General features: G+C 71.8%; 21 protein-coding genes. 10 read left to right on the plus strand and 11 right to left on the minus strand.

Annotation, left to right across the window (positions count from 1 at the left end; genetic code table 11):
* Positions 1-76 precede the first annotated feature (76 nt).
* The 5 genes from ACEN9V_RS14910 to ACEN9V_RS14930 all read right to left on the minus strand — a co-directional run bounded on the left by ACEN9V_RS14910 (position 77) and on the right by ACEN9V_RS14930 (position 3,765).
* Entirely contained in the window at positions 77-754 is a 678-nt protein-coding gene (locus ACEN9V_RS14910) for a FadR/GntR family transcriptional regulator (RefSeq protein ID WP_402727089.1), read from the minus strand.
* 82 nt (positions 755-836) lie between these two features.
* The gene (locus ACEN9V_RS14915) at positions 837-1,589 is read right to left on the minus strand and encodes an SDR family NAD(P)-dependent oxidoreductase (protein ID WP_413600951.1); all 753 of its coding nucleotides are present in this window, start codon (positions 1,587-1,589) and stop codon (positions 837-839) included.
* Positions 1,589-2,437: a fumarylacetoacetate hydrolase family protein gene (locus ACEN9V_RS14920; protein ID WP_413600952.1), complete on the minus strand. Its 849-nt coding sequence runs from the start codon at positions 2,435-2,437 to the stop codon at positions 1,589-1,591. Before ACEN9V_RS14920 ends, ACEN9V_RS14915 begins: the two co-directional genes overlap by 1 nt.
* 49 nt (positions 2,438-2,486) lie before the next feature.
* On the minus strand, positions 2,487-3,377 hold the full coding sequence (locus ACEN9V_RS14925) for an amidohydrolase family protein (protein WP_413600953.1): 891 nt from the start codon (positions 3,375-3,377) through the stop codon (positions 2,487-2,489).
* A gap of 124 nt (positions 3,378-3,501) precedes the next feature.
* Positions 3,502-3,765, minus strand: coding sequence for a glutaredoxin family protein (locus ACEN9V_RS14930; protein WP_281265793.1), 264 nt, complete (start codon positions 3,763-3,765; stop codon positions 3,502-3,504).
* Positions 3,766-3,855: 90 nt separating this feature from the next.
* On the opposite strand from ACEN9V_RS14930, the gene ACEN9V_RS14935 reads away from it, so the two are divergent.
* The 7 genes from ACEN9V_RS14935 (at position 3,856) to ACEN9V_RS14965 (ending at position 10,958) form a co-directional block, all read left to right on the plus strand.
* Positions 3,856-4,797 carry a PrsW family glutamic-type intramembrane protease gene (locus tag ACEN9V_RS14935; protein ID WP_413600954.1) on the plus strand — a complete coding sequence of 314 codons (942 nt, stop codon included), beginning with the start codon at positions 3,856-3,858 and terminating at the stop codon, positions 4,795-4,797.
* Between the two features lie 120 nt (positions 4,798-4,917).
* Positions 4,918-6,606, plus strand: a complete 1,689-nt coding sequence (locus tag ACEN9V_RS14940; protein WP_413600955.1) for an adenosylhomocysteinase — start codon at positions 4,918-4,920, stop codon at positions 6,604-6,606.
* Positions 6,603-7,934, plus strand: coding sequence for an amidohydrolase family protein (locus ACEN9V_RS14945; protein WP_413600956.1), 1,332 nt, complete (start codon positions 6,603-6,605; stop codon positions 7,932-7,934). Before ACEN9V_RS14940 ends, ACEN9V_RS14945 begins: the two co-directional genes overlap by 4 nt.
* Positions 7,935-7,941: 7 nt before the next feature.
* A complete protein-coding gene (locus ACEN9V_RS14950; protein ID WP_413600957.1) occupies positions 7,942-8,421 on the plus strand; it encodes a cupin domain-containing protein in 480 nt (159 codons plus the stop codon).
* A gap of 115 nt (positions 8,422-8,536) precedes the next feature.
* On the plus strand, positions 8,537-9,358 hold the full coding sequence (locus ACEN9V_RS14955) for an ABC transporter substrate-binding protein (protein WP_413600958.1): 822 nt from the start codon (positions 8,537-8,539) through the stop codon (positions 9,356-9,358).
* Between the two features lie 5 nt (positions 9,359-9,363).
* Positions 9,364-10,227: an amino acid ABC transporter permease gene (locus ACEN9V_RS14960; RefSeq protein ID WP_413600959.1), complete on the plus strand. Its 864-nt coding sequence runs from the start codon at positions 9,364-9,366 to the stop codon at positions 10,225-10,227.
* A complete protein-coding gene (locus tag ACEN9V_RS14965; protein ID WP_413600960.1) occupies positions 10,224-10,958 on the plus strand; it encodes an amino acid ABC transporter ATP-binding protein in 735 nt (244 codons plus the stop codon). Before ACEN9V_RS14960 ends, ACEN9V_RS14965 begins: the two co-directional genes overlap by 4 nt.
* A 91-nt stretch (positions 10,959-11,049) precedes the next feature.
* On the opposite strand, the gene ACEN9V_RS14970 is transcribed toward ACEN9V_RS14965, so the two are convergent.
* Positions 11,050-12,486, minus strand: a complete 1,437-nt coding sequence (locus ACEN9V_RS14970; RefSeq protein ID WP_413600961.1) for a DHA2 family efflux MFS transporter permease subunit — start codon at positions 12,484-12,486, stop codon at positions 11,050-11,052.
* A gap of 78 nt (positions 12,487-12,564) precedes the next feature.
* Between ACEN9V_RS14970 and ACEN9V_RS14975 the strand changes: the two genes are divergently transcribed.
* On the plus strand, positions 12,565-13,191 hold the full coding sequence (locus ACEN9V_RS14975; protein ID WP_281265780.1) for a TetR/AcrR family transcriptional regulator: 627 nt from the start codon (positions 12,565-12,567) through the stop codon (positions 13,189-13,191).
* 72 nt (positions 13,192-13,263) lie between these two features.
* On the opposite strand, the gene ACEN9V_RS14980 is transcribed toward ACEN9V_RS14975, so the two are convergent.
* On the minus strand, positions 13,264-14,229 hold the full coding sequence (locus tag ACEN9V_RS14980) for an NAD(P)H-quinone oxidoreductase (RefSeq protein ID WP_413600962.1): 966 nt from the start codon (positions 14,227-14,229) through the stop codon (positions 13,264-13,266).
* Positions 14,230-14,375: 146 nt separating this feature from the next.
* Here ACEN9V_RS14980 and ACEN9V_RS14985 point away from each other — a divergent pair, with 146 nt between their 5' ends.
* Positions 14,376-14,813 carry a hypothetical protein gene (locus tag ACEN9V_RS14985; RefSeq protein ID WP_413600963.1) on the plus strand — a complete coding sequence of 146 codons (438 nt, stop codon included), beginning with the start codon at positions 14,376-14,378 and terminating at the stop codon, positions 14,811-14,813.
* A 4-nt stretch (positions 14,814-14,817) separates the two neighbouring features.
* On the opposite strand, the gene ACEN9V_RS14990 is transcribed toward ACEN9V_RS14985, so the two are convergent.
* Genes ACEN9V_RS14990 through ACEN9V_RS15005 form a run of 4 tightly spaced genes read right to left on the minus strand, consistent with a single transcriptional unit; the run spans position 14,818 to position 18,360 of the window.
* Positions 14,818-15,696: an aldo/keto reductase gene (locus ACEN9V_RS14990; protein WP_413600964.1), complete on the minus strand. Its 879-nt coding sequence runs from the start codon at positions 15,694-15,696 to the stop codon at positions 14,818-14,820.
* A gap of 34 nt (positions 15,697-15,730) precedes the next feature.
* The gene (locus ACEN9V_RS14995) at positions 15,731-16,984 is read right to left on the minus strand and encodes an FAD-dependent oxidoreductase (protein WP_413600965.1); all 1,254 of its coding nucleotides are present in this window, start codon (positions 16,982-16,984) and stop codon (positions 15,731-15,733) included.
* A gap of 46 nt (positions 16,985-17,030) precedes the next feature.
* Entirely contained in the window at positions 17,031-17,477 is a 447-nt protein-coding gene (locus ACEN9V_RS15000; RefSeq protein WP_281265775.1) for a DUF6264 family protein, read from the minus strand.
* A 10-nt stretch (positions 17,478-17,487) separates the two neighbouring features.
* Positions 17,488-18,360: an HpcH/HpaI aldolase/citrate lyase family protein gene (locus tag ACEN9V_RS15005; RefSeq protein ID WP_413600966.1), complete on the minus strand. Its 873-nt coding sequence runs from the start codon at positions 18,358-18,360 to the stop codon at positions 17,488-17,490.
* A gap of 352 nt (positions 18,361-18,712) precedes the next feature.
* Between ACEN9V_RS15005 and ACEN9V_RS15010 the strand changes: the two genes are divergently transcribed.
* Positions 18,713-22,393 carry an AAA family ATPase gene (locus ACEN9V_RS15010; protein WP_413603069.1) on the plus strand — a complete coding sequence of 1,227 codons (3,681 nt, stop codon included), beginning with the start codon at positions 18,713-18,715 and terminating at the stop codon, positions 22,391-22,393.
* The last annotated feature ends 81 nt before the right edge of the window (positions 22,394-22,474 follow it).

The raw sequence follows: 22,474 nt of genomic DNA on the forward strand, positions 1-22,474 counted from the left end.
AGGGCCGACGTCCCATCGAACACGTCAACCGCTCGACGCGGCCAGGAGTGCGCGGACTGGCTGATCCGACGACGTGTCAGTCGAGGGAACGGCGGAGCCAGCGCTCGACACCCTCGACGTGCGACACGACGAGCGCCTGCACGAGCTGGGGGTCCCGTCGGCGGATGGCGTCGACGATCGCGGCGTGCTCGTCAAGGGTGCGCTGGACGGAGCCGTTCTGGGTGAGACCACGCCAGACCCGCACGCGCACGGTCTTGCTCGACAGGGCGTCGAGGAGCCCGGACAGGTACTGGTTCCCGCCGATGCCCGCGATCGTGGAGTGGAAGAGCAGGTCGTGCGCGACGAGGTCCTCGACGCCGGTGTCCTCTCCCACCGAGCCCATGAGCGTGGCGAGCTCGTCGATCTGCTGCTCGGAGGCGCGGGCGGTGGCGAGCACGGCGGACGCGGGCTCCAGGATGCGACGGACCTCCAGCAGGTCGACGAGCGAGCGGTCGTGGTGCATGTCGACGACGAACGACACCGCCTCGAGCAGGACGGAGGGCTCCAGCGAGGTCACGTAGGTGCCGTCGCCGCGTCGGACGTCGAGCACGCGGATGAGTTCGAGGGCCTTCACCGCCTCGCGGAGACTGTTCCGGGAGAGCCCGAGGGACTCGCTGAGTTCCTTCTCGGGCGGGAGGCGTTGGCCGGGTTTGAGCTCGCCGGTCACGATCATCTGCTGGATGCGCGCGATCGCGTCGTCGGTCAGCGAAGCCATGGCGATCCCTCCACCCGGCCACGCTGGGTCGGGATGGCTCGACGATACCGGCACCGAGCCTCCCGACCGGTGTTCTCCGGCATCAGGCGGGCCGGAGCCGGAGCGCCTGCATCCCGCCGTCGACCGCCAGGTCGACGCCCGTCGTGGACCGGGCGAGCGGACTCGTCAGGTAGGCGACGGCCTCGGCGACCTCCTCCGGCGCGACCAGGCGCCCGTGGGGTTGGCGTGCCTCGAGTGCAGCGCGTTCGGCTGCCGGATCGGCGGCGGTCGACAGCAGCCGTGCGACCCACGGCGTGTCCGCGGTGCCCGGGTTCACGGCGTTGACCCTGATGCCCTCGCGGATGTGGTCGGCGGCCATCGCGCGGGTGAGTGCGGCGATGGCGCCCTTCGTCGCCGAGTACAGCGCGCGCTGGGGGAGTCCGGCGGTCGCGGCGATCGAGCAGGTGTTCACGATGCTGGCGTTCCCCGATGCGCGGAGGTGCGGCAGCGCGGCACGGGAGAGTCGGACGACGCCGAGGACGTTGACCTCGTACACGTGGCGCCACTCGTCATCGGGGTTGTCCTCGACCGTGCCCTGCGCGCCGATGCCGGCGTTGTTCACGAGGACGTCGAGTCCGCCGAGCTGCTCGACCGCGGTGGCGACGGCCGCGCGGACGCTCTCGTCGTCCCCGACGTCACACGGGACGGCGATCGTGCCGTCGGTGACCCCGGATGTCCGCAGGTCGAGCACGGCGACCGTCGCGCCGCGTTCCTGCAGCGCCGACGTGATCGCCGCGCCGATGCCCGAGGCGCCGCCCGTCACGATCGCACGGAGCCCCTCGTGCGAGCCGGGCATCAGGCGGCCCCGATCGTCTGGCGCTGGGAGCCGAGGCCGTCCGCGGTGAGCTCGACGACGTCGCCCGGCTGCAGGTACGGGGCGTGCCCGGCCAGCGCGACGCCGGCGGGCGTCCCGGTGCTGATGACGTCGCCCGGGTACAGGACCATGAACTGGGAGAGGTACCGGACGATCTCCGCCGGGCGGAACACCATGTCGGCGGTCGTGCCGTCCTGGCGGACCTCGCCGTTCACGCTGAGCCGCAGGGCGATGGCGTCCGGGGACACCTCGTCCGGCGTGACGAGCCACGGGCCGAGCGGGTTGAACGTCTCGCAGGACTTCCCCTTGTCCCACTGCCCGCCGCGCTCGAGCTGGAACTCGCGTTCGGAGACGTCGTTCGCGATGGCGTAGCCCGCGATGTGCGTCGCCGCCTCGTCCTCGGACTCGCAGTACCGCGCCATCGTGCCGATCACGACGGCCAGCTCGATCTCCCAGTCCGTCTTCGTGCTGTTCCGTGGGACCAGGACCTCGTCGTCCGGGCCGATCACGGTCATCGGGTCCTTCATGAACACGATCGGCTCGGTGGGGATGTCGGCGCCGGTCTCGGCAGCGTGGTCGCGGTAGTTCAGGCCGATGCAGACGACCTTGCCCGGGCGGGCGACGGGCGCTCCGCGGCGTAGGCCGTCGGCGTCGGGCACCGGCTGCAGGTCGCCGGCACTGCGGGCGTGCTGCACGCGGCCGACCGGGTCGGACGACAGGAAGGCGCCGCTGATGTCGGTGGTGATCGGCCGGAGGTCGAGGGCCTCGCCGTCGGAGTCGATGGCCACGGGGATCTCGCGTCCCAGGGGGCCGAGTCGTGCGAACTTCATCGTTCCTCGCTCTCTGCGCTGCGCCGATGCAGCGGGCAGTGCAGACATCCTATGTCTGGGGCTGTGCTCCGGCAAGGTACACGCGCTCAGCCGTGCCGCCGAACACCGCCTCGCGCTCGGTGTCGGACAGGTCCGCGAGGGCGTCGGCTGTCGTGCGCAGGGTGGTGCGGTAGTCGGCGGCCAGGGTCGAGACCGGCCAGTCGGAGCCCCACATCGACCGGTCGGTGCCGAAGGTGTGCACCGTCTCCCGTACGTACCGGTCGACGGGGCGGTTCCGCCAGTCGTCGCCGGCTTCGGTGAGGAGGCCGGAGACCTTGCACGCCACGTTCGGCCGGGCGGCGAAGTCCCGCATCCGTGCCCGCCAGGCGGTCGCCGTGTCGGTGTCGTCGTGCGCGATGTCGGGCTTGCCGGCGTGGTCGAGGACGAAGACGCCGTCGGGGACCGCGTCGACGAGGGTGAGGGCTGCGGCGTGTTCTCGGGCTCCGCGGATCAGGAGGTCGAATGCCAGTCCTGCCGCGGCAACGGCCCGCACGCCGCGGATGACGTCCTCGCGTCCGAGCCAGGACGGGTCCGGCTCGTCCTGCGCCTGGTGCCGGATGCCGACGAGCGGCGGGGGCGACCCGCGCTGCTGCGACCCGTGCTGCTGCGCCCCCGTCGCGGCCGTGCGGAGCGCCGCGAGTCGATCTGCCACGTCCGGCGCGGTCAGGTCGACCCATCCCACGACGCCGACGACGGGCTCCTGCTGCGCGAGGAGCCACGCGGTCTCGCCCGGGTCGTGCACGGCCTGCACCACGATCGTCGCCGTGACACTGGCCGGGGCCGTGACCGCGCGGAGGTCCGACGCGTCGAACCGGCGACGGATCGGCGCGACGGAGTCGTCCATCCAGGGGTACGTCCGGTCGGCGGGGTCCCAGAGGTGCTGGTGAGCGTCGATGATCACGCGCTCATCATGCCCGATTCATCCGATGTCCGCGTATTGAACGGGCGCAGATCTCTACCGCGAAAGCGACACTGTGCCCGCGGATTCCGGGCGAATTCCGTCGCTTTCGCGGGAAAGACCCCGGTCAGACGGCGCCGGACGCCTCGAGCTCGGCCTGCAGCTCGGCGTCGGACGGCTCCACGAAGTGCTTGCCGTTGGGCAGCACCACGACGGGGATGTTCTTGCGCCCGCTGATCGCCTCGGCACGCGAGGCTCCCGACGGCTCCGCCTCGACGTCCACGTACGTGTACTCCACACCGAGCTTGTCGAGCAGCGCCTTCGAACGTCGGCAGTCGCGGCACCAGTCCGCGCCGAACATCGTCACCTGGTCGAATGTCTCATCGCTCATACCCAGACACTACGTCCGGAGCGCAGGAGACATTCCTCAGGTCGGGCACCGATCCGGGCACGGCGCGGGCCGGCGATGCACGATGGTCCCATGTCCACGGCCAGCGAACCCGTCGCCCACCCGCACCACCGCCGTGGTTGGTGGTGGAAGACGCTGCTCGTCGGCTTCGTGCTCTGGGTGGTGACGATCGTCGTCACCGTGTACACGAGCAACACCAACCTGGTGCCGACGATCATCCTGCTCGGCAGCTTCCTCGTGCCCTTCACCGTGGTGCTCTTCGTCATCGAACGGGTCACCGGCACGGTCAGCACGATGCAGCTCGTCACGGCGTTCTTCGTCGGCGGCATCCTCGGGGTCCTCGGGGCGTCGCTGCTCGAGTCGGACCTGCAGCAGAACGCGCTGGTCTACGTCGTGGTCGGGTTCGTGGAGGAGTTCGTCAAGGGCGTGCTCCTCGTGGTCGTCGGATGGCGCGTCCGCCCGAAGACGGCTCGGCAGGGAGCCCTGCTCGGCGCGACCGTCGGCGCCGGGTTCGCCGCGTTCGAGTCCGCCGGGTACGCCTTCAACGCCGCGATCACCTCGCGGGGGATCGACCTGGTGTCGCTGCTGCAGACCGAGGTCCTCCGCGCGATCCTCTCCCCGGTCGGCCACGTGCTCTGGACCGCGATCCTCGGGGCGGTGCTGTTCGGTGCCGCGCACGGTCGGCCGCGGTTCCGCTGGGCCTGGAGCATCCTCGTCACCTACGTCGTCGTCGCGCTGCTCCACGGGCTCTACGACTCGAACTCCACGATCTCGACCCTCCTCGCGTTCCTCATCACGGGCACGCCGATCTCCGTGGCGCAGAACGGCGCGGTGCCGGCGTCGATCGTGGGGCTCTCGTCGACGCTGTACCTCGTCGGACTCGCGATCGTCTCCGCGATCGGCGTCGCCGTGCTGATCGGGATCCAGGTGCACTACCGCAAGCGCACGCGGCAGCTCGGCGCCCCCGCCGCGCCGGGCTGGGCGGACGCCCCGCGCCCCGACGTGCTCCGCTGAGACCGCGAGCGCGGAGACCGCGAGCGCGGAGATGGCGAGCGCGGAGACCGCGAGCGCCGACCCCGAGAGCGCAACCGCCGGACGCACCGACCGGCCACCGCACGGCTCTACCCTGGGACCATGCCGCTGCGCTCCGATCCCGACACGGCGGCCTGGGCATCCGCGGCCGTCCGGCACTTCGCGCGGACGACCAACATGCTCGTCGCCGCACGCCGCTTCCGGATCGTCGGGGGCGAGCGCGGTGACGTCGCCGCGCTGGACGCGCTGCTGACCGGTCTCGGCGCGCTCCGCGCGGACGAGCACGAGCCGATCGACCAGCTCTGGTGCCTCGGCACGCCGGAGCACAGCACGCCCGTCATCGAGCGGGAGTCCGACCGCCCCCGCGGCGCGACCCTGATCGTGATCGACGCCGGCCGGCACGCCCCCGCAGTCGACGAGGACGCGTTCGGCCCCGTCGCCCCCGCCCGACCCGGCGTGCTCGGCGTGCCGATGACCTCCGACGACGTGTTCCTGGTCTCGTCGGGCCGCGACCCCGAGGCCGACCCCGCCGCCGAGGCCCGCCTGCGCTGGGCGCGCCGCTCGATGCCGGTCTCCCGCGCCGTCGCCGCCGAGCTCCGCGACGGCGGACTCCTCCGTGGCACCCGCATCGGCGTCGCGATGTTCCTCGAGCCGAAGACCGCCGTGCTGAGCCTGCTGCTCCGCGACGCCGGCGCCGAGGTCGTCGTCTACGCCCACGCCGACGAGACCGACGACGCCGTGGCGGACGCCCTCCGGAACGCTGGACTGACGGTCCACGCCAGCAGCACCGCGACGCTCGCGGAGCAGAAGGCGCTCGCACTCGCGATGCTCGACACCCGCCCGCACATCCTGCTCGACGACGGCTCGCACCTGATCCGCCTCGCACACCAGGAGCGTCCCGACCTGCTGCCGACGATGCTCGGTGCCGCCGAGGAGACGACGAGCGGCCTCCGGCCCCTGCGCGTGATGGCCGAGCGCGGCCAGCTCGGCATCCCCGTGGTCGCGGTGAACGACGCCCGCACGAAGACGTTCTTCGACAACCGGTACGGCACCGGGCAGTCGACGGTGTTCGCGGCGCTCGACCTGGTCGACGGGCTCCCGCCCGCCATCGCGCACCGGATCCGGTCGGGAGGCTCGGCAACGGTCGCCGGGTACGGCCACGTCGGCGAGGGGGTCGCCCTGGTGCTCCGCGCGCTCGGCTGCACCGTGACGGTCGCCGAGACGGACCCGGTCCGCGCCCTGCAGGCGCTGTTCGCCGGGCACGCCGTCGCTCCGCTCGCCGACGCCGTGCGGGACGCGGACCTCGTGATGAGCGCGACGGGCGTCCGCGACACGATCACGGTCGACGTCCTGCGCTCCTGCGCTCCCGATGCGGTCGTCGCCGTCGCGGGCGGCGTCGACCAGGAGGTGGCGATCGACGACGCGCTGAGGGCCGGCGCCTCCCGGTCGACGATCGGACCGCAGGCGGAACGGTTCACGTTCCCGGACGGCCACGGCGTCGTGGTGCTGGACGACGGCGGGTGCATCAACATCACCGCTGCCGAGGGCAACCCCGTCGAGATCATGGACCTGTCCTTCGCGGCGCAGCTCGGCGCCGTGCGGATGCTGCTCGAGCGCGGTGACGAGCTGCCGCGCGCCGTCGTGCCCATCGACCCCGCGGTGGACGAGGCGACCGCCCGCGCGGCGCTGGCCGCCTTCGGGAGCCGAACCGAGCCTCCCGGCAGCCTTGCCGCGCAGCCCGCCGAACGCGAGCCGGACGTCCGGACCCGCCGTTTCGGAGACCGTGCATGAGCGAGCTGCAGACCACCGTCCACTCGGCGCGCATCGTCGTGCCGATGACCGCGCCGCCGATCGCCGACGGCGCGGTCGCGGTCCGCGACGGACGCATCCTGCACGTCGGCGAGCGTGCCTGGGTCGTGGACCAGCTGGACGGCACGACGTTCACCGAGCGGCGGTGGAAGGGGGCGCTGCTCCCCGGGCTCGTGAACGCCCACTCCCACCTGCAGTACACCGGCATGGCCAGTGTCGGACGGGGCCAGTACCGCGGATTCGAGGACTGGGCCGCGGCGTTCAACGAGGAGTACGCCGAACCGCACGACTGGCGGGCCGAAGCTGCCGACGGGGCTGCGCAGTCGATCGTGGCGGGGGTGACGAGCATCGCGGACATCGTCACCGACATCGAGGCCGCCACCGCGCTCGAGACGTACGGCCTCGGAGGGATCGCCTACTGGGAGGTGATGGACTGGGAGAACGCGGCGTGGCAGGAGCACGGGCGCGACCAGGTGCTCGACGAACTCGCCCGGATCCCGACGACGCCGGGTGCAGGACTCTCCCCGCACGCGCCGTACTCGCTCGACGTCGCGCCGCTCCTCGAACTGCCAGACATCGTCCGCCAGCGCGGGCTCCGGTTGCACCTGCACCTCGGGGAGGCGGCGTTCGAGGGGGAGCGCCTCGCCACGTCGCCCGAGCACGGATCCGACTGGCACCTCGCGAACGTGCCGTCGTTCCGAGCGATGCGCGCGCTCGGGTTCGGCGCGAGCGCGACGTCGTTCGTGGACCGGCTCGGCGTCCTCGGGCCGGACTGCCACATCGCCCACGGCGTCTACATGACCGCGGCCGACCGCGCCCTGCTCCGCGCCCGCGGCACCGCCGTCGCGCTCTGCCCGCGCTCGAACGCCGTCATCGGCCTCGACCCGCCGCCCGTCGCGGACTACCTCCGCGAGGGGAGCCCGATCGCGATCGGGACGGACTCGTTGTCATCGTCGCCGTCCCTCGACCTGATGGCCGACGTCACCGCGCTGCACCGGATCGCCCGCGCGCAGGGCTACGGCGACCACGACCTGCACGAGCGACTGCTCGCGGCGGCCACGCTCGGTGGAGCGCACGCGATGGGGCTCGCCGTCGGCCCGGACCGGATCGGGCACCTCGCCGTGGGGGCCAGAGCGGACATCGCCGTCTTCGACGTGGACGCCCGCACGGTGCCGGACGCGCTCGCCGAGCTCGTCGAGGACGGCGCCGGACGGGCCGCGGCGACGGTGATCCGCGGGCGTGTGCGAGCGGAGGACGGCCGTCTCGCAGACGACGGCCGTCTCGCAGACGACGGCCGTCTCGCGGGATGATGGTGGCATGAACGGGCAGATGGCACGACGGACGGTCGACGGCGAGATCATCGAGTGGCTGGACGTCCCGAAGCGGGCCGCGGCACTCGGGATGGAGCCGCACCCGGAGGGCGGCTGGTACGTCCGCACCTGGACCTCGCCCGCGACGGTGTCGACCCCGGCGGGCGAGCGGCCGGCCGCGACGCTCATCCACTTCCTCCTGCCCCCGGGTGAGGCGTCCGCGTGGCACCGGGTCACGAGCGACGAGATCTGGATGTGGCACGGGCCGGACTCGGTGGTCCTCGAGCTCGGCGGCGACGGTGAGCAGCCGGAACCGGGCGCGCAGATCACCCTCGGTGCCGATGCCGGCCGCGACCGGGTGAACGACGCGCAGGCGTTCGTCCGCGGAGGCGTGTGGCAGCGGACGCTCCCCGGTGACGGTGAAGTCCTGCTGAGCTGCCTGGTGTCGCCGGGGTTCTCGTTCGAGGACTTCACCCTGGCCGACTGAACCGGCAGCGTCGCGTGCCGGCGGCGGGGTCGCTCGGTGACGGGCCGGGTCGCGGTGGTGTACCAGTTCCCCGTACGATTCTCCCTGCCCCCACCCCCTGCACGAAGGCCCGACCGTGACCCGTTCCCTCCGCATCTCCATCGCCGTCGCGACCGCCGCGGTCGCCGCCCTCGCCCTCTCGTCCTGCGCATCGGGGAGCGGGAACAGCGCCGACGGCACGGTCGCCGACGGCAAGCTCACGATCGCGACCGGGCAGCCCGCGTACTCGCCCTGGGTCGAGGACAACAAGCCGCAGTCCGGCAAGGGTTTCGAGTCGGCCGTGGCGTACGCCGTCGCGAAGGAGATGGGCTACGCGAAGTCGGACGTCGTCTGGAAGCGCAGCACCTTCGACAGCGCGATCGCTCCCGGCCCGAAGGACTGGGACCTCAACATCCAGCAGTTCTCGATCGACGCCAAGCGCAAGAAGGCCGTCGACATGTCCTCGGCGTACTACACGACCACACAGGCGGTCGTCACGACCTCGGGGTCGAAGGCCGTCGACGACACCACGGTCGACTCCCTGAAGAAGGACGCGATCGGTGTCGCGACCGGTTCGACGAGCATCGCCAGCGTGAAGGACGTCCTCGGGGTCACCCCGCAGGTCTTCAACTCGAACGACGACGCCGTGCTCGCGCTGAAGTCCGGCCAGATCGACGCGATCGTCACCGATCTGCCGACGGCCTTCTACATGGCGGCAGCGCAGCTCGACGACGGCACCGTGTCCGCGCAGTTCCCGTCGGACGGCAAGGGCGACCAGTTCGGGTTCGTGCTGCCGAAGGGCTCCGAGCTCACGAGCAAGGTCGACAAGGCGCTGCAGACGCTCGACGACGACGGCACGCTCAAGCAGCTCCAGACGAAGTGGCTGTCGTCCGAGACGAACACCCCCGTCCTGAAGTAGCGCAGGTGACGGTCCCCACAGCCGTCACGGCGGCTCCCAGTCAGGTCGAGCTCGAGCGGCGGATCTACCGCCGTCAGCGCGGGCGTCGAGCGGTCCTCGCTTCCGTCGTGTCGACGGTCGTCGTCCTGGCGGTCGTCTACTTCGGCGTCGTGAACACCCCGGGGTGGGCTGCGGTCCAGCAGTCGTTCTTCGACCCGGGCACCGCCGTGTCGACGTTCCCGGACATCCTGCTCGGCCTGTGGCTGAACATCCGGATCCTGTTCTTCGCCGCCATCGGCGTCGCGGTGTTCGGCACGCTGCTCGCCGTCGTCCGGGGTCTGCGCAACCCGGTGTTCTTCCCGTTGCGGATGCTCGCCACCGGGTACACCGACCTGTTCCGCGGGCTGCCGCTCATCATCGTGCTGTACCTCGTCGGCTACGGCATCCCAGGGCTCGGGATCTTCCCGCGTCTGCCCGCCGAGGTGTGGGGCACGGTCGCGATCATCCTGACGTACTCGTCGTACATCGCCGAGGTGCTCCGCGCCGGCATGGAGGCCGTGCACCCCTCGCAGCGGCTCGCCGCCCGGTCGCTCGGGCTGTCGCACGCGCAGACGCTGCGGCTTGTCGTGATGCCGCAGGCGATCCGCAAGGTCACGCCGGCGCTCATGAACGACTTCGTGTCGATGCAGAAGGACGTCGGTCTGGTGTCGATCCTCGGCGCGGTCGACGCCGTCCGCTCGGCGCAGATCGCCCAGGCGGAGACCTACAACTTCACGCCGTACTTCGTCGCGGGTCTGCTGTTCGTCGTGATCAGCCTGCCGCTCATCCGCGTCACCGACGCCATCGCCCGCAGGCAGCAGCGCCGCGAGCAGATCGGGGGCACCGTATGACCGCCGTGCTCGAGCTCCAGGGGCTCCGCAAGTCGTTCGGTGACCAGGAGGTCCTGCGCGGCATCGACCTCACCGTCGACCGGCACGAGGTCATCTGCGTCATCGGTGCGTCCGGCTCCGGCAAGTCGACGCTGCTCAGGACGGTGAACCTCCTCGAGGGCATCGACGACGGGCAGATCTTCCTGCAGGGCGCCGACATCTCGGACCCGCGCGTGGACGTCGACGCCACCCGCGCCCGGATCGGCGTGGTGTTCCAGCAGTTCAACCTGTTCCCGCACATCACCGTGCTCGACAACGTGACGCTCGCGTCGCGGAAGGTGCACGGCGTCCCGCGCGCCACCGCCGAGGCCACCGCACGCCGGCTGCTCGACCGGATCGGGCTCGGGGACTTCGCCGGTGCGTACCCGGACCGGCTCTCGGGCGGGCAGCAGCAGCGTGTCGCGATCGTCCGGGCCATCGCGTCGGAGCCGGAGCTGCTGCTCCTCGACGAGGTCACGAGTGCCCTGGACCCGATGCTCGTCGGCGAGGTGCTCGACCTCGTCACCGAGCTGAAGCGCCAGGGTTCCACGATCCTGATGACGACGCACGAGATGCACTTCGCGCGGAACGTCGCCGACCGCATCGTGTTCCTGCACCGCGGTGAGGTCGTCGAGCAGGGCACTCCCGCCGAGGTCCTCGACGCTCCCGCGCACCCCGCGCTGGTCGAGTTCCTCTCCCGCGTCGGCGCGTAGCGCGTTCACCGCCCTTCGCGGCGCCGCGCCCCGTCACGGACATCGCGCCCCGTCGGGACGGGGCGCGATGTCCGCAACGGGGTGCGAAGCGTCAGGCGACGGGAGCCGGCTCCGGCGCGCCCAGGGGCGCGACCGCCGCCGCCGCCGGCTCCGCCGACGCCACCCCGCGCCCGGCGGGCAGGAACACCGCCACCAGGGCCGACACCGCGACCACCGCTGCCCCGACGAGCACGGCGGGCTGTGCCGCGTCGACGTAGCCCGTCGGCGTGAGCTGCCCACCGGCCCCGGTGAACACCGCGGTCAGCACGGCGATGCCCAGGGCCACGCCGATCTCCCGCAGCGTGGAGTTCGAGCCGGAGGCCTTCGCGTGGTCCTCCTGCGGCATCCGGGCGAGCACCGCGGTCGAGATCGGCCCGAAGACCGCGCCCATCCCGATGCCGGCGAGCAGGAAGCCGGGGAGCAGGCCCGTGAACGTCACGTCGGCGGACATGGCCCCCGCGATCCAGAACAGTCCGGCCGCCAGGAACGCCATGCCACCGGCGATGAGCACGCGGGTGCCGATCCGCGGTGCGACCATGCCCGCGAGCGGCGCGACGACCATCGGCGCGAGGGTCCACGGCATCGTCCAGACTCCGGCCTCGAGCGGGGAACGGCCCTGCACGACCTGCAGGAACTGGATGAGGATGAACACCGCGCCGAACGCCCCGAACGAGAACGTCATCGCGACGATGTTCGCGAGGGTGAAGCTGCGGTCGCGGAAGAAGCGGAGGGGCAGGAGCGGCGCGTCGGTCGTGGCCTGGCGCACGACGAACGCCACGAGCAACAGACCGCCGCCGACGAGCCCGGCGAGGACCTCGAACGAGGCCCATCCGGCGTCGTTGCCCCTGACGATGCCGAACACGACACCGAGGACCCCGAGCCCGGCGAGCACCACGCCGAGGACGTCCGCGCGGACCCGGGCGCCGAGGGTGTTCGGCAGTGCGAGCAGCGCCAGCGGGATCGCGATGATCCCGACGGGGACGTTGATCCAGAAGATCGCCTGCCAGCTCCAGCCCTCGACGACCGCGCCGCCGATGAGGGGACCGAGCGCGACGCCGAGGCCCGAGATCCCGCCCCACGCGCCGATCGCGACGGTTCGGGTGCGGTCGGGGACGCTGCCGACGAGCAGGGTGAGCGAGAGCGGCATGATCGCCGCCGCTCCGGCGCCCTCGACGGCACGCCAGACGATGAGTGCGGTGGGATCGGTGCCCATCGCGGCGAAGGCCGACGAGATCGTGAACACGGTGATGCCCGCGACGAAGAGGTGCCGTCGGCCGAGCCGGTCGCCGAGTCCGACGGCGAGGAGCATCAGCGCGGCGAAGGCGAGCGTGTACGCGTTGGTGATCCACTGCAGCTCCTCGACGGAGGCGCCGAGATCCGCGTGGACGGCGGGGAGCGCGCTCGTCACGACGAGGTTGTCGAGGGTCGCCATGAACATCGGGAGGGACGCGGCGGTGATCGCCAGCCAGACGGGGATGCGTCGTTTCATCGGGAGGGGTCCGTTCTGAGGTAATCGGATGATTACTAACGATGGCGACTGTAGTAATCGACTGATAACCTGTCAACCATGACTTCTGGAGCAGATGCCGCAGTGTCGCGGACCGGACGGATGCCGGCTGCCGAGCGCCGCGCGATGATCCTCGACGCCGCGCGGGACCTGTTCGGCCGACAGGGCTACCACGGCACGACGACGGACCAGATCGCGAAGGCCGCCGGCATCAGCCAGCCGTACGTGGTCCGGATGTTCGGGGCGAAGGAGACGCTCTTCCTCGAGGTGCTCGACGCCACGCTCGCCACGCTCGTCGACGCCTGGCGGGAGACGCTCGACGGGCTGCCGTCCGGTGCGGACGAACACGAGCGGGCGCGCGCGATCGGGGAGCAGTTCGTCGACCTCGCCGCGACGCGCGGACTGCACACGATGCTCCTGCAGGCGTTCGTCTCCGGCGCCGAGCCGGCCATCGGCCGGGCTGCCCGTGAGGGGTTCCTCGGCATCTACCGGTTCCTGCGTGACGAGGCCGGCATCCCCGACGAGCAGGTCCAGGGCTTCCTCGGCTCCGGGATGATCTTCAGCGTGATGCTCGCGATCGACATGCCCGCCCGCTTCGACGACGACGAGGACGCGGCGGCGCTGCTCCGCGCGACGTTCGGCGAGAAGTGCATGCAGGTCGTCGCGTTGGCGCGCGCAGCGGCCTGACCGCAACCGCCTGGAGGCCCGGTGCCGGTCCGCCGGCCCGGCACCGGGCCTCCAGGCGGTTCCCGGCGCGCCTCAGGGCTGCAGCAGGAGCTTGCCGATGACCTCGCCCGCCGCCATGCGGCGGTGCGCTTCGCCCGCCTCGGCGAGCGGCAGCACGGCGTCGACCACCGGACGCACGCGACCGTCGGCGACGAACGGCCAGACGTTGTACCGGACGGCCTCGACGATGGCGGCCTTCTCGGCGAGCGGCCGCGCGCGGAGCGTCGTCCCGCTGATCGTCGCCCGCTTGCGCATGAGCAGCCCGAACGGCAGCGGTGCCTCGGTCCCGCTGCCCGACGCGATCACGGCGACGTGCCCGTTCGGCGCGAGGACCTCGAGGTTCCGCGCCAGGTAGTCCGGTCCCACCACGTCGAGCACGACGTCGACGCCCCGACCGTCGGTGAAGTCGAGCGCACAGGCGACGAAGTCCTCGGAGCGGTGGTCGATCACCAGGTCCGCACCGAGGGCACGCGAGGCGGCCACCTTGCGGTCGCCGCCGGACGTCGCGATCACCGTCGCGCCGAGCGCCTTCGCCCACAGGACGGCGTGCGACCCCATGCCGCCGGTGCCTCCGTGCACCAGCAGCGTCTGCCCCGGACGGAGCCCCGCGAGCATGCCGATGTTGGAATACACGGTGCACGCTGCTTCCGGCAGTGCAGCGGCCTCCACGAGGTCGACGCCGTCCGGCACCGGGAGCAGCTGCGTGGCGGGGACGACCACGTGCGTCGCGTAGCCGCCGCCGGCGAGGAGCGCGCAGACCCGGTCGCCGACGGCCCAACCAGAGACGCCGTTGCCGAGCGCACGGATCGTGCCGGACACCTCCAGCCCCAGGATCTCGGACGCTCCAGGGGGAGGCGGGTAGTTCCCCTGCCGCTGCTGCAGGTCGGCGTTGTTCACCCCGGCTGCCGCCACCTCGACGAGCACCTCGCCGTCGGAGGGCGTCGGGTCCGGGAGGTCGGTCAAGGAGAGTGCGTGCTCGTCGTACGTGATGGCCTGCATGCCCACGACGGTACGCGCGGCGACGTCATCCGGCGGTGGTGCGGACCCGACACCCTCGCCGTCCGACCCTGTGGGTTTCCCATGTACGCTCGGTCGCGCATCCGTGTTCCCGCGAGGGACACGTCATCAGACCCTGGGGGATCACCATGCAGAAGTTCGCCGCACTCACCACAGCCGCCGTCGCCGTCGTCCTGCTCGCTGGATGCGCGTCCGGCGGAGCCGGCAGCGGATCGACGCCGACGCCGAAGGCGCAGACCAAGGCGCAGGCCTGCAAGACGCTGGAGAGCGACATGAAGTCGGTCTCCAGCGAGCTGCAGTCGCAGATGACGAAGATCCAGAGCGACCCGACCACCGCGGTCGCGAAGCTCAAGGAGTTCGACGGCAAGCTCAAGGCGGCCACCGACAAGGTGACGAACGAGGACGTCCACGACACGGCCTCCGGGTTCGAGCAGTCGTTCTCGAACCTCGTGTCGCAGCTCGAGGCCTACTCGAAGGACCCGCAGTCGGTGGACTCGACGAAGCTGCAGGACTCGATCACCGACGTCCAGAAGTCGACGCAGAAGATGAGCGAGGTCTGCGGCTGACGCCTCAGGCCGCAGCTGCCTGCGCGGCGTCGAGTCGTGCGATGTCCTCCGGTCGGAGCTTCACGGTCGCCGCGGTCACCGAGTTGAGGATCGACTGCGGCCGTGACGCGCCCGGGATCGGGATGACGACGTCGCTCTTCGCGAGCTCCCACGCCAGCGCGATCACCTGCGGGGTGACGCCGCGGTCCCGCGCGACGGTCGCGAAGTCCGCGTAGGTCGACCCGAGGTCCGCCGCTCCCGCGATGCCGCCGAGCGGGCTCCACGGCAGGAACGCGATGCTCATCTCGTCGCAGAGCTGGAGCTCGGCCTCGCTCGACCGGAACGCCGGCGAGAACTGGTTCTGCACGGACACGAGCCGTCCGTCGAGGACCTCGTTCGCGAGACGGATCTGGTCGACGTCGGCGTTCGAGATGCCGGCCATCCGGATCACGCCCTCGTCGAGGAGTTCGGCGAGGGCTCCGATCGAGTCCGCGTAGGGGACCGCGGGGTCCGGGCGGTGGAACTGGTAGAGGTCGATCGTCTCGACGCCGAGGCGCTTCGCGGAGGCCTTGGCCGCCTCCTTGAGGTACTCGGGGTGACCGTTCTGCGCCCACGCGCCCGGCTCCGGTCGGAGGTGCCCGCCCTTCGTCGCGATGAGCACCTGGGACGCGTCGCCGTGGTACTCCCGCACCGCCCGGCCGATGAGCTCCTCGTTGTGCCCGACCTCGTCGTGTGCGGCCAGGTGGTAGGCGTCCGCGGTGTCGATGAGCGTCACGCCGGCCTCGAGTGCCGCGTGGATCGTCGCGATCGCCTGGCGCTCGTCCGGTCGTCCCTCGATGGACATCGGCATGCCGCCGAGTCCGATCGCGCTGACGTTGGTGTCCCCGATGGTTCGCTGCTTCATCCGCCCAGCATGCGCCGATGCTCGATGGCCGGACTCAGGAGCCCCGTCGAGCCCACGCCGGAGCGTGCTCGGGGAGCGGCCCGAACGCGATCCCGCGTGCGTAGACCCCGCTCGCCGGCGGCACGTACTTCGCCAGCAGGACCGGCAGCAGCGGCGGTCCGTCCTGCAGCTTCCCCGCGAACGCGCGCTCGAACACGATGCGGTGGAGTGCGCGTTGCGCGCCCTGCACCAGCACCGCCGGCGGGGTCCTGCGGCGTTCGACCGCGGCGAGGGTCCGGTTCATGGCCCGTCCGCGCACGCCCCCGACGACCGCCGGCGCCAGGATCGCGGCCGTCGCGACGGCGTCCTGCACCGCGAGGTTGATCCCGACGCCGCCGGCCGGCGACATCGCGTGCGCGGCGTCGCCGATGCACAGGAACCCCGGTCGCCACCACCGGCGCAGGCGGTCCATCCGGACGTCGAGCACGTGCACGTCGTCCATCGACCCGATCGTGGACACCCGGTCGGCGAAGGACGGCCGGAGTCGGGCGACCCTGGCACGGAAGTCCTCGACCCCGCGGGCCCGGAGCGTGGCGTCCGACCCCTTCGGCGCGAAGTACGCGACCTGGTGGTAGTCGCGCCGCGGGAAGCTGAGCAGCACGTCGGTGCCGTCGAACGCGGGGACGAGTGCGGTCTCCGCGTCGCCCGGCTCCTTCGGCAGCCGGAACCACCAGGTGTCGAACGGCACGGGGAACTGCTTCGGGCGGAGGCCGGCGGCAGCGCGGAGGACGGAGTCGCGTCCGTCGCACGCGACCACGACGTCGGCGCGGAGCTCCTCGTGCTCGCCGTCACCGCGGTACGGGTGCAGGTGCACGCCGGCCACGACGCCGTTCTCGACGATCAGGGCCGACGCTGACTGCCCCATCGAGATCTCGAACGACGGCTCCTGGCGTGCTGCGCTGACGAGCATGTCGAGGAGGTCCCACTGCGGGACCATCGCCACGTGGTCGTACGGCGGGTCCAGGCGCGAGAAGTCGCCGAGCAGCAGCCGGGAGCCGTCCGGCATCGGCAGGGAGAAGTCGTCGAGCCGTGACTGCGGGATCGCCCGGAAGCGGTCGCCCAGTCCGAGCTCGTCGAGCAGACGGATCGTCGAGGCGTGCACCGTGTCGCCGCGGAAGTCGCGGTTGAAGTCGTCGTGCTTCTCCACGACGCGCACCTGGATCCCCGCTCGGGCGAGGAGCAACCCGAGCACCACGCCGGCGGGCCCGCCGCCCACGATCGCGACCGTCGTCCGGCTCACCGTGACCATGGTGCAGACGGTACGCCCCACCGGACGGGGTGGCGCGGGGCGCGAGTCAGGCGATGCCGCTGCTCGAGCTCGACGAGGGCGTGTCGTCCGCGGCGCCCGCGAACACGACGCCGCCCCACGTGATGCACGCCACCGCGAGCACGAAGCCGACCGCCGCGATCCACCACGACGTCCGGCGTCGGATCCAGGCACCGATCGCGAGCACCACCGTCGCGACGCCGATCACGAACGCCCCGCCGACCGCGAGCGCCGCGCCACCGAAGTACCCGCCGGGGGAGCACCCCGTGGCGGCGTCGCAGGCCGCGGTCGCGGAGATCGTCGCGATCAGCCCCACGATCGCGGCGACGATCGTCATGAGCGCACCGAACACCAGGAGCAGGATCGTGGTGATCCGGTCGGCGATCTTCCCGGGCGGGAACAGGGTCGTCGCGCCCTGCTGCCACTCGGTGGGCGTCGGGCGGCCCGGTGTGGGATCGGGTGCTGACCATGTCATCGCGGTACCCCTATCGTGCTTCGACGCCGAAGGCCTCGGCGAGTCGCTGGATCTTCTGTGCACGGCCGAGTCGCGGCAGGTCGGAGCCGTCGCGGATGACGCGCCCGCGCGCCTCGAAGTCGTCGAGGAAGTCCTGCGCCCAGGCGACGTCGGTCGGGGTGGGGGAGATGACCTCGTTGATGACCGGCAGCTGCTCGGTGTCGAGGCACAGCTTGCCGGTGAGCCCGAGGGACACGGCGACCTGCGACTGCTCGCGGAGGATCGGGTGCGACGAGCCGACCGTTGGGCCGTCGATCGGACCGGGCAGGTCGCCGACGCGGGACGCCACGACGAGCCGTGACCGCGGGTACGCCATCGCGAGCGTGTCCGCCGAGGTCCCGGTGTCGCGGCGGTAGTCGCCGCTGCCGAAGGCCAGCCGGAACGCGCCCTGCGCCCGGGCGATCGACGTCGCCTCCTCGATGCCGAGGGCGGACTCGACGAGGGCGATCACCGGCGTCTGTCCACCGAGTCGGTGCCAGGTGTCGGTGACCTGCGCGGGGCTCTCGGTCTTCGCGAGCATCACGCCCTGCAGACCGGGCAGCCCGCGGAGCTCCTCGACGTCGTCGGCCCAGAAGTCGGTCGTGACGTCGTTGATCCGCACCCAGGCGTCGCCGCCACCGGTCAGCCATTCGGCCACGGTGGACCGTGCGGCGGGCTTCGCGGCGGGGTCGACGGCGTCCTCGATGTCGAGGATCACCTGGTCCGCGCGGGACCGGGTGGCGGACTCGAAGCGGTCGGACGCGGTCCCGGCGACGAGGAGCCACGAGCGCGAGATCTCGGCGGGGACCGATCGACGCCGCGACGGAGCGGCAGTGGGCGGGGCGGTGCGGTCGTCGATGGCCATGCCACGTTGGTACCACAGTCCGGGGTGGCGAACCGTCCGTGCGTCGCCCGATCTGCCCGAAACCTCGGTTCATTGCCAGAGACCACGGACGCTTCCGCTTACAGTGGGCGTTGTGTGGCGCGCGGACAGAGTGACCGGCGGCGAGGACGACGTGAACGACGACGTCTCCGCCGAGGTCACGCGCGCCTCGGGGGACGATCAGCACGTCGGGGGCGACCAGCGCGTCGGGGGCGACGAGCCGCACGACGACCAGCAGCAGCAGCACGGGCAGGACGAGACCACGAGCACCGCGGACGCCACCACCGACCCGAACGACGACGACCTCGACCGCTCGCTCCGACCCGAGCTCCAGATGACGAGCCCGCACGCGATCAGCCTCGGCGACCCGCGGCTCACGGCGACGAACGCGGCCGAGCCGGTCTGGGACGCCTGGCGCTCGCAGCTCGCCGGCGTCGGCGGCACCAGCCCGCTCGTGCACTTCGCTGACCACCCGCGTGCGCGCATCGAGCTCTCCACGACGCACCCCGGCGGACTCGCGCAGTTCATCACCGGCAAGACCACCCTGCTCTCCAGCCTGATCCGCGACGAGGTCGCCCTCCGTGCGGCGCGCATCGCTGCCGGACACGTCGAGGCGAAGGGCACCGAGCTCGCCACCGTGCGCGGCATCGACGCCGTGAACCTCGGCATCGGCATGGCCGACTGGAAGCACGGCGACGAGCAGTACCGCGGCCCGGTGCTCCTCCGTCCGCTCGCGATCCGTCGTCACGGCCGTGACTTCGAGGTCCGCCTGCTCGGTGAGCCCGTCCTCAACCCGGCCCTCGCCGATGCGCTCCGTGAGCAGTTCGGCGTCACCCTCGACGCGCAAGCGTTCGTCGCGCTCGCCCAGCAGGACGGCTCGTTCACCCCGAACCCGGTGATCGACCGCCTCCGCGGGCTGACCGCGCACATCCCCGGCTTCTCCGTGCACGCCCGGCTCGTCGTGTCGACCTTCGCCGAGGTCGCCACCGGCCTGGTCGAGGACACGAAGGACCTGTCGCACCCGGTGCTCGACGCCCTCGCCGGCAACCCCAGCGCCAAGTGGCAGGTCGAGCAGTCCTACCGTCCGGTCGAGCAGACCCCGTCGGACGAGCGCAGCCCCGACACCGACACGCTCCTGCTCGACGCCGACGACGAGCAGGAGAACGTGATCGCGCAGATCACGGCCGGCAACTCGATCGTCGTGAAGACCCTCCCGGGTACCGGCGGGACGCAGACCATCGTGAACGCGCTCGGTGGCCTCGTCGCCGCGAACAAGCGCGTCCTCGTCGTGAGCCCCCGTCGCGCGACCCTGCGTGGGATCGCCGCGCGCTTCGCCGAGGTGCAGCTCCCCGGTGTCGCCGTGACGCCGTCGACGCTCCGTCGCGACGTCGTCCGGGCCATCGCGCGCAACGAGAAGGCGACCCGTCCGAGCCTCCGCGAGGTCGACGACGCCCTGGTCCGCCTCCGCAAGGTCCTGAAGGACTACCGCGGCGCCCTGTCCCGCACCGACCGCGACTTCGGCGTCAGCGTCCTCGACTGCCTGGTCGAGCTCTCGCGCCTGTCGCTCCTGCCCGTCCCGCCGTCGACGACGGCACGGCTCTCGAAGCAGTCCGTCGCCGCCATGGTCCAGGGGCGCTCCCGCGTCGCCGAGACGATGGTCAGCGCCGCGAACCTCGGGGAGTTCCGCTACGGCCCGGACGACTCGCCCTGGTACGGCGCGAAGTTCTCGTCGAGCGACGGTGCCCAGCGCGCGCACAAGATCGCGAAGGACCTGCACGACGGCGCCCTGCCGACACTGCTCCAGCGGGCGCACGAGCTCATCGCGTCCACCCGGATGCGGCAGTTCACCACGGTGAACGAGCTCGGCATCTACCTGCGCCTGCTCACCGAGATCCGGGACACCCTCGACCGCTTCCTGCCGGTGGTGTTCGACCGCTCGGTCTCGGAGCTCGTGGCCGCCACCGCCCCTCGCGGCGAGGGCGCCCCGATGTCGAGCACGAACCGCCGTCGTCTGAAGAAGCTGGCGCGCGAGTACGTCCGACCGGGTGTGCACGTGTCCGACCTGCACGAGGCACTCACCCGCGTCCAGCAGCAGCGTGTGCTCTGGCAGCGCTACGTCGCCGCCGGCGTGAACCCCGAGGTCCCCACCGGCATCGCGGACGTGCAGGTGCTGTTCTCCAACGTGGTCGAGGACCTCGCGCGCCTCGACGAGCCGCTCGGTCGCACCAGCCGCGACGAGCAGCTCGCGAACATGCCCGTCGAGGACCTCGTGCCGTACGTCGGCACGCTCGCGGCGGACTCCGACGTCCTGCACAACCTGCAGGAGCGCACCGAGCTCATGCAGACGCTCCGTGACCTGCAGCTCGAGCCGCTCATCACCGACCTCGCGAACCGACACGTCCCGGACACCCAGGTGCCCGCTGAGCTCGAACTCGCCTGGTGGCAGTCGGCGCTCGAGACGATGCTCGAGTCCGACCGGGCACTGCTCGGCGCGAACACCGACATGCTCGACCGGGTCGAGGCCGACTTCCGCCTCGTCGACGACGCGCACGCCGCCGGTGTCTCGCAGGGGCTCGCGTGGCAGCTCGCCGAGAACTGGAAGGTCGGCCTCGTCGACTGGCCGGAAGAGGCGGCGGCGCTGAAGTCCCAGCTCAAGGCGGGCGCGATCACCTCGCGACTCCTGCAGGACTCCGCGCCGCACCTGTCCCGCTCGATCGCACCGGTGTGGCTGGCGTCCCCGTACGAGGTCCCGCAGATCGCCGACACGATGCCGTTCGACACGGTGATCCTCGTCGACGCCGGTGCCGTCACCATCGCGGAGACCGTCGACGCCGTCCGCCGTGCCCGCCAGACCGTCGTGTTCGGCGACCCGGTGACGCAGACGCCGTCCCCGTTCCGGATCGCCGTCGACCCGACGCACCGCGCACTGCAGGTCGACGAGGAGACCCTCGACGCCCTGCACGCCGACTCCGCACTCGCGAAGCTCTCGACCCTGCTGCCGACCCTGTCCTTGACGACGTCGTACCGAGCCGGCGGCGAGGACCTCGCGGAGCTCGTGAACCGTCGCTTCTACGGCGGCCGGATCGAGTCGCTGCCGTGGGCCGGCTCCTTCCTCGGTCACGGCTCGATCGCACTCGACTACGTGAGCGACGGCAAGGCCGTTCCCGACCCCGAGTCCGGTGCGGTGGAGAGTGTCGACGCCGAGGTGGACCGCGTGGTCCGGCTCGTCATCGACCACGCCAGGACGCGTCCCACCGAGTCGCTCATGGTGATCACGGCATCGGCGAAGCACGCCGTGCGTGTCGAGCAGGCGGTGCTCACCGCGGCGCAGGGGCACAAGGACCTCACCGAGTTCGTCATCGGCGACCGCGCGGAGCCGTTCATCGTCGCGACGCTCGAGCAGTCGGTGGCGCAGAGCCGCGACCGCGTCGTGTTCTCGATCGGCTACGGTCGCACCCCGCACGGCCGGGTCCTGCGCGACTTCGGTCCGCTCGGCAAGCCGGGTGGCGAGCGGCTGCTCGCGGTCGCGATGACCCGTGCGCGTCGCTCGATGGTCATCGTCACGTGCTTCCAGCCGTCCGACATCGAGGCGGAGCGCATGGGCCACGGCACCGTCGCACTGGCCGAGATCCTCGCCGAGGTCCGCGCCCGCACCACCGCCGAGTACGTCCCCGACGACTCCGACCCGCTGCTCGTCGACCTGGCGCGCCGGCTCGAGATGCGCGGCATCCCCGTCGCGCTCGGGCACCGCGGCAAGCTCGGCCTGGTGGCCGCGCACGGCGGCGTCTGCGTCACGATCGAAACGGACGCGACGCTCCAGCAGGGTTCGCTCCGCGAGTCGCTGCGGCTCCGTCCCGAGGTCCTCCGTCGACTCGGCTGGCACTACGTGCGCGTGCACGCCTTCCAGCTGTTCTCCGACCCGGACCGGGTCGCGAACACGGTCGCGGCCGTCCTCGGTGTCGACCGTGGGGCAACGCAGGAGATCAGCATCCCCCCGGTCCCCGCACGCCGATGAGTCGGAGGGCCTCCCGGCCCGCCGGTCCGGTCACGCCCGGCACGGACCACCTGGTGGGCACGTGGTCGCGAGCCGACGACG

The organism is Curtobacterium sp. Curtsp57, assembly GCF_047324335.1.
In the GTDB taxonomy this organism is placed as follows: Bacteria; Actinomycetota; Actinomycetes; order Actinomycetales; family Microbacteriaceae; genus Curtobacterium.

Coding starts and splice junctions, on each gene's coding strand:
- ACEN9V_RS14995 (WP_413600965.1), bottom strand. CDS start 16,984: ATGGTCACGGTGAGCCGGACGACGGTCGCGATCGTGGGCGGCGGGCCC.
- ACEN9V_RS14920 (WP_413600952.1), bottom strand. CDS start 2,437: ATGAAGTTCGCACGACTCGGCCCCCTGGGACGCGAGATCCCCGTGGCC.
- ACEN9V_RS14930 (WP_281265793.1), bottom strand. CDS start 3,765: ATGAGCGATGAGACATTCGACCAGGTGACGATGTTCGGCGCGGACTGG.
- ACEN9V_RS14990 (WP_413600964.1), bottom strand. CDS start 15,696: ATGAAGCAGCGAACCATCGGGGACACCAACGTCAGCGCGATCGGACTC.
- ACEN9V_RS14970 (WP_413600961.1), bottom strand. CDS start 12,486: ATGAAACGACGCATCCCCGTCTGGCTGGCGATCACCGCCGCGTCCCTC.
- ACEN9V_RS14945 (WP_413600956.1), top strand. CDS start 6,603: ATGAGCGAGCTGCAGACCACCGTCCACTCGGCGCGCATCGTCGTGCCG.
- ACEN9V_RS14935 (WP_413600954.1), top strand. CDS start 3,856: ATGTCCACGGCCAGCGAACCCGTCGCCCACCCGCACCACCGCCGTGGT.
- ACEN9V_RS14950 (WP_413600957.1), top strand. CDS start 7,942: ATGAACGGGCAGATGGCACGACGGACGGTCGACGGCGAGATCATCGAG.
- ACEN9V_RS14965 (WP_413600960.1), top strand. CDS start 10,224: ATGACCGCCGTGCTCGAGCTCCAGGGGCTCCGCAAGTCGTTCGGTGAC.
- ACEN9V_RS14915 (WP_413600951.1), bottom strand. CDS start 1,589: ATGCCCGGCTCGCACGAGGGGCTCCGTGCGATCGTGACGGGCGGCGCC.
- ACEN9V_RS15010 (WP_413603069.1), top strand. CDS start 18,713: ATGACGAGCCCGCACGCGATCAGCCTCGGCGACCCGCGGCTCACGGCG.
- ACEN9V_RS15000 (WP_281265775.1), bottom strand. CDS start 17,477: ATGACATGGTCAGCACCCGATCCCACACCGGGCCGCCCGACGCCCACC.
- ACEN9V_RS14940 (WP_413600955.1), top strand. CDS start 4,918: ATGCCGCTGCGCTCCGATCCCGACACGGCGGCCTGGGCATCCGCGGCC.
- ACEN9V_RS14975 (WP_281265780.1), top strand. CDS start 12,565: ATGACTTCTGGAGCAGATGCCGCAGTGTCGCGGACCGGACGGATGCCG.
- ACEN9V_RS14985 (WP_413600963.1), top strand. CDS start 14,376: ATGCAGAAGTTCGCCGCACTCACCACAGCCGCCGTCGCCGTCGTCCTG.
- ACEN9V_RS14910 (WP_402727089.1), bottom strand. CDS start 754: ATGGCTTCGCTGACCGACGACGCGATCGCGCGCATCCAGCAGATGATC.
- ACEN9V_RS14980 (WP_413600962.1), bottom strand. CDS start 14,229: ATGCAGGCCATCACGTACGACGAGCACGCACTCTCCTTGACCGACCTC.
- ACEN9V_RS15005 (WP_413600966.1), bottom strand. CDS start 18,360: ATGGCCATCGACGACCGCACCGCCCCGCCCACTGCCGCTCCGTCGCGG.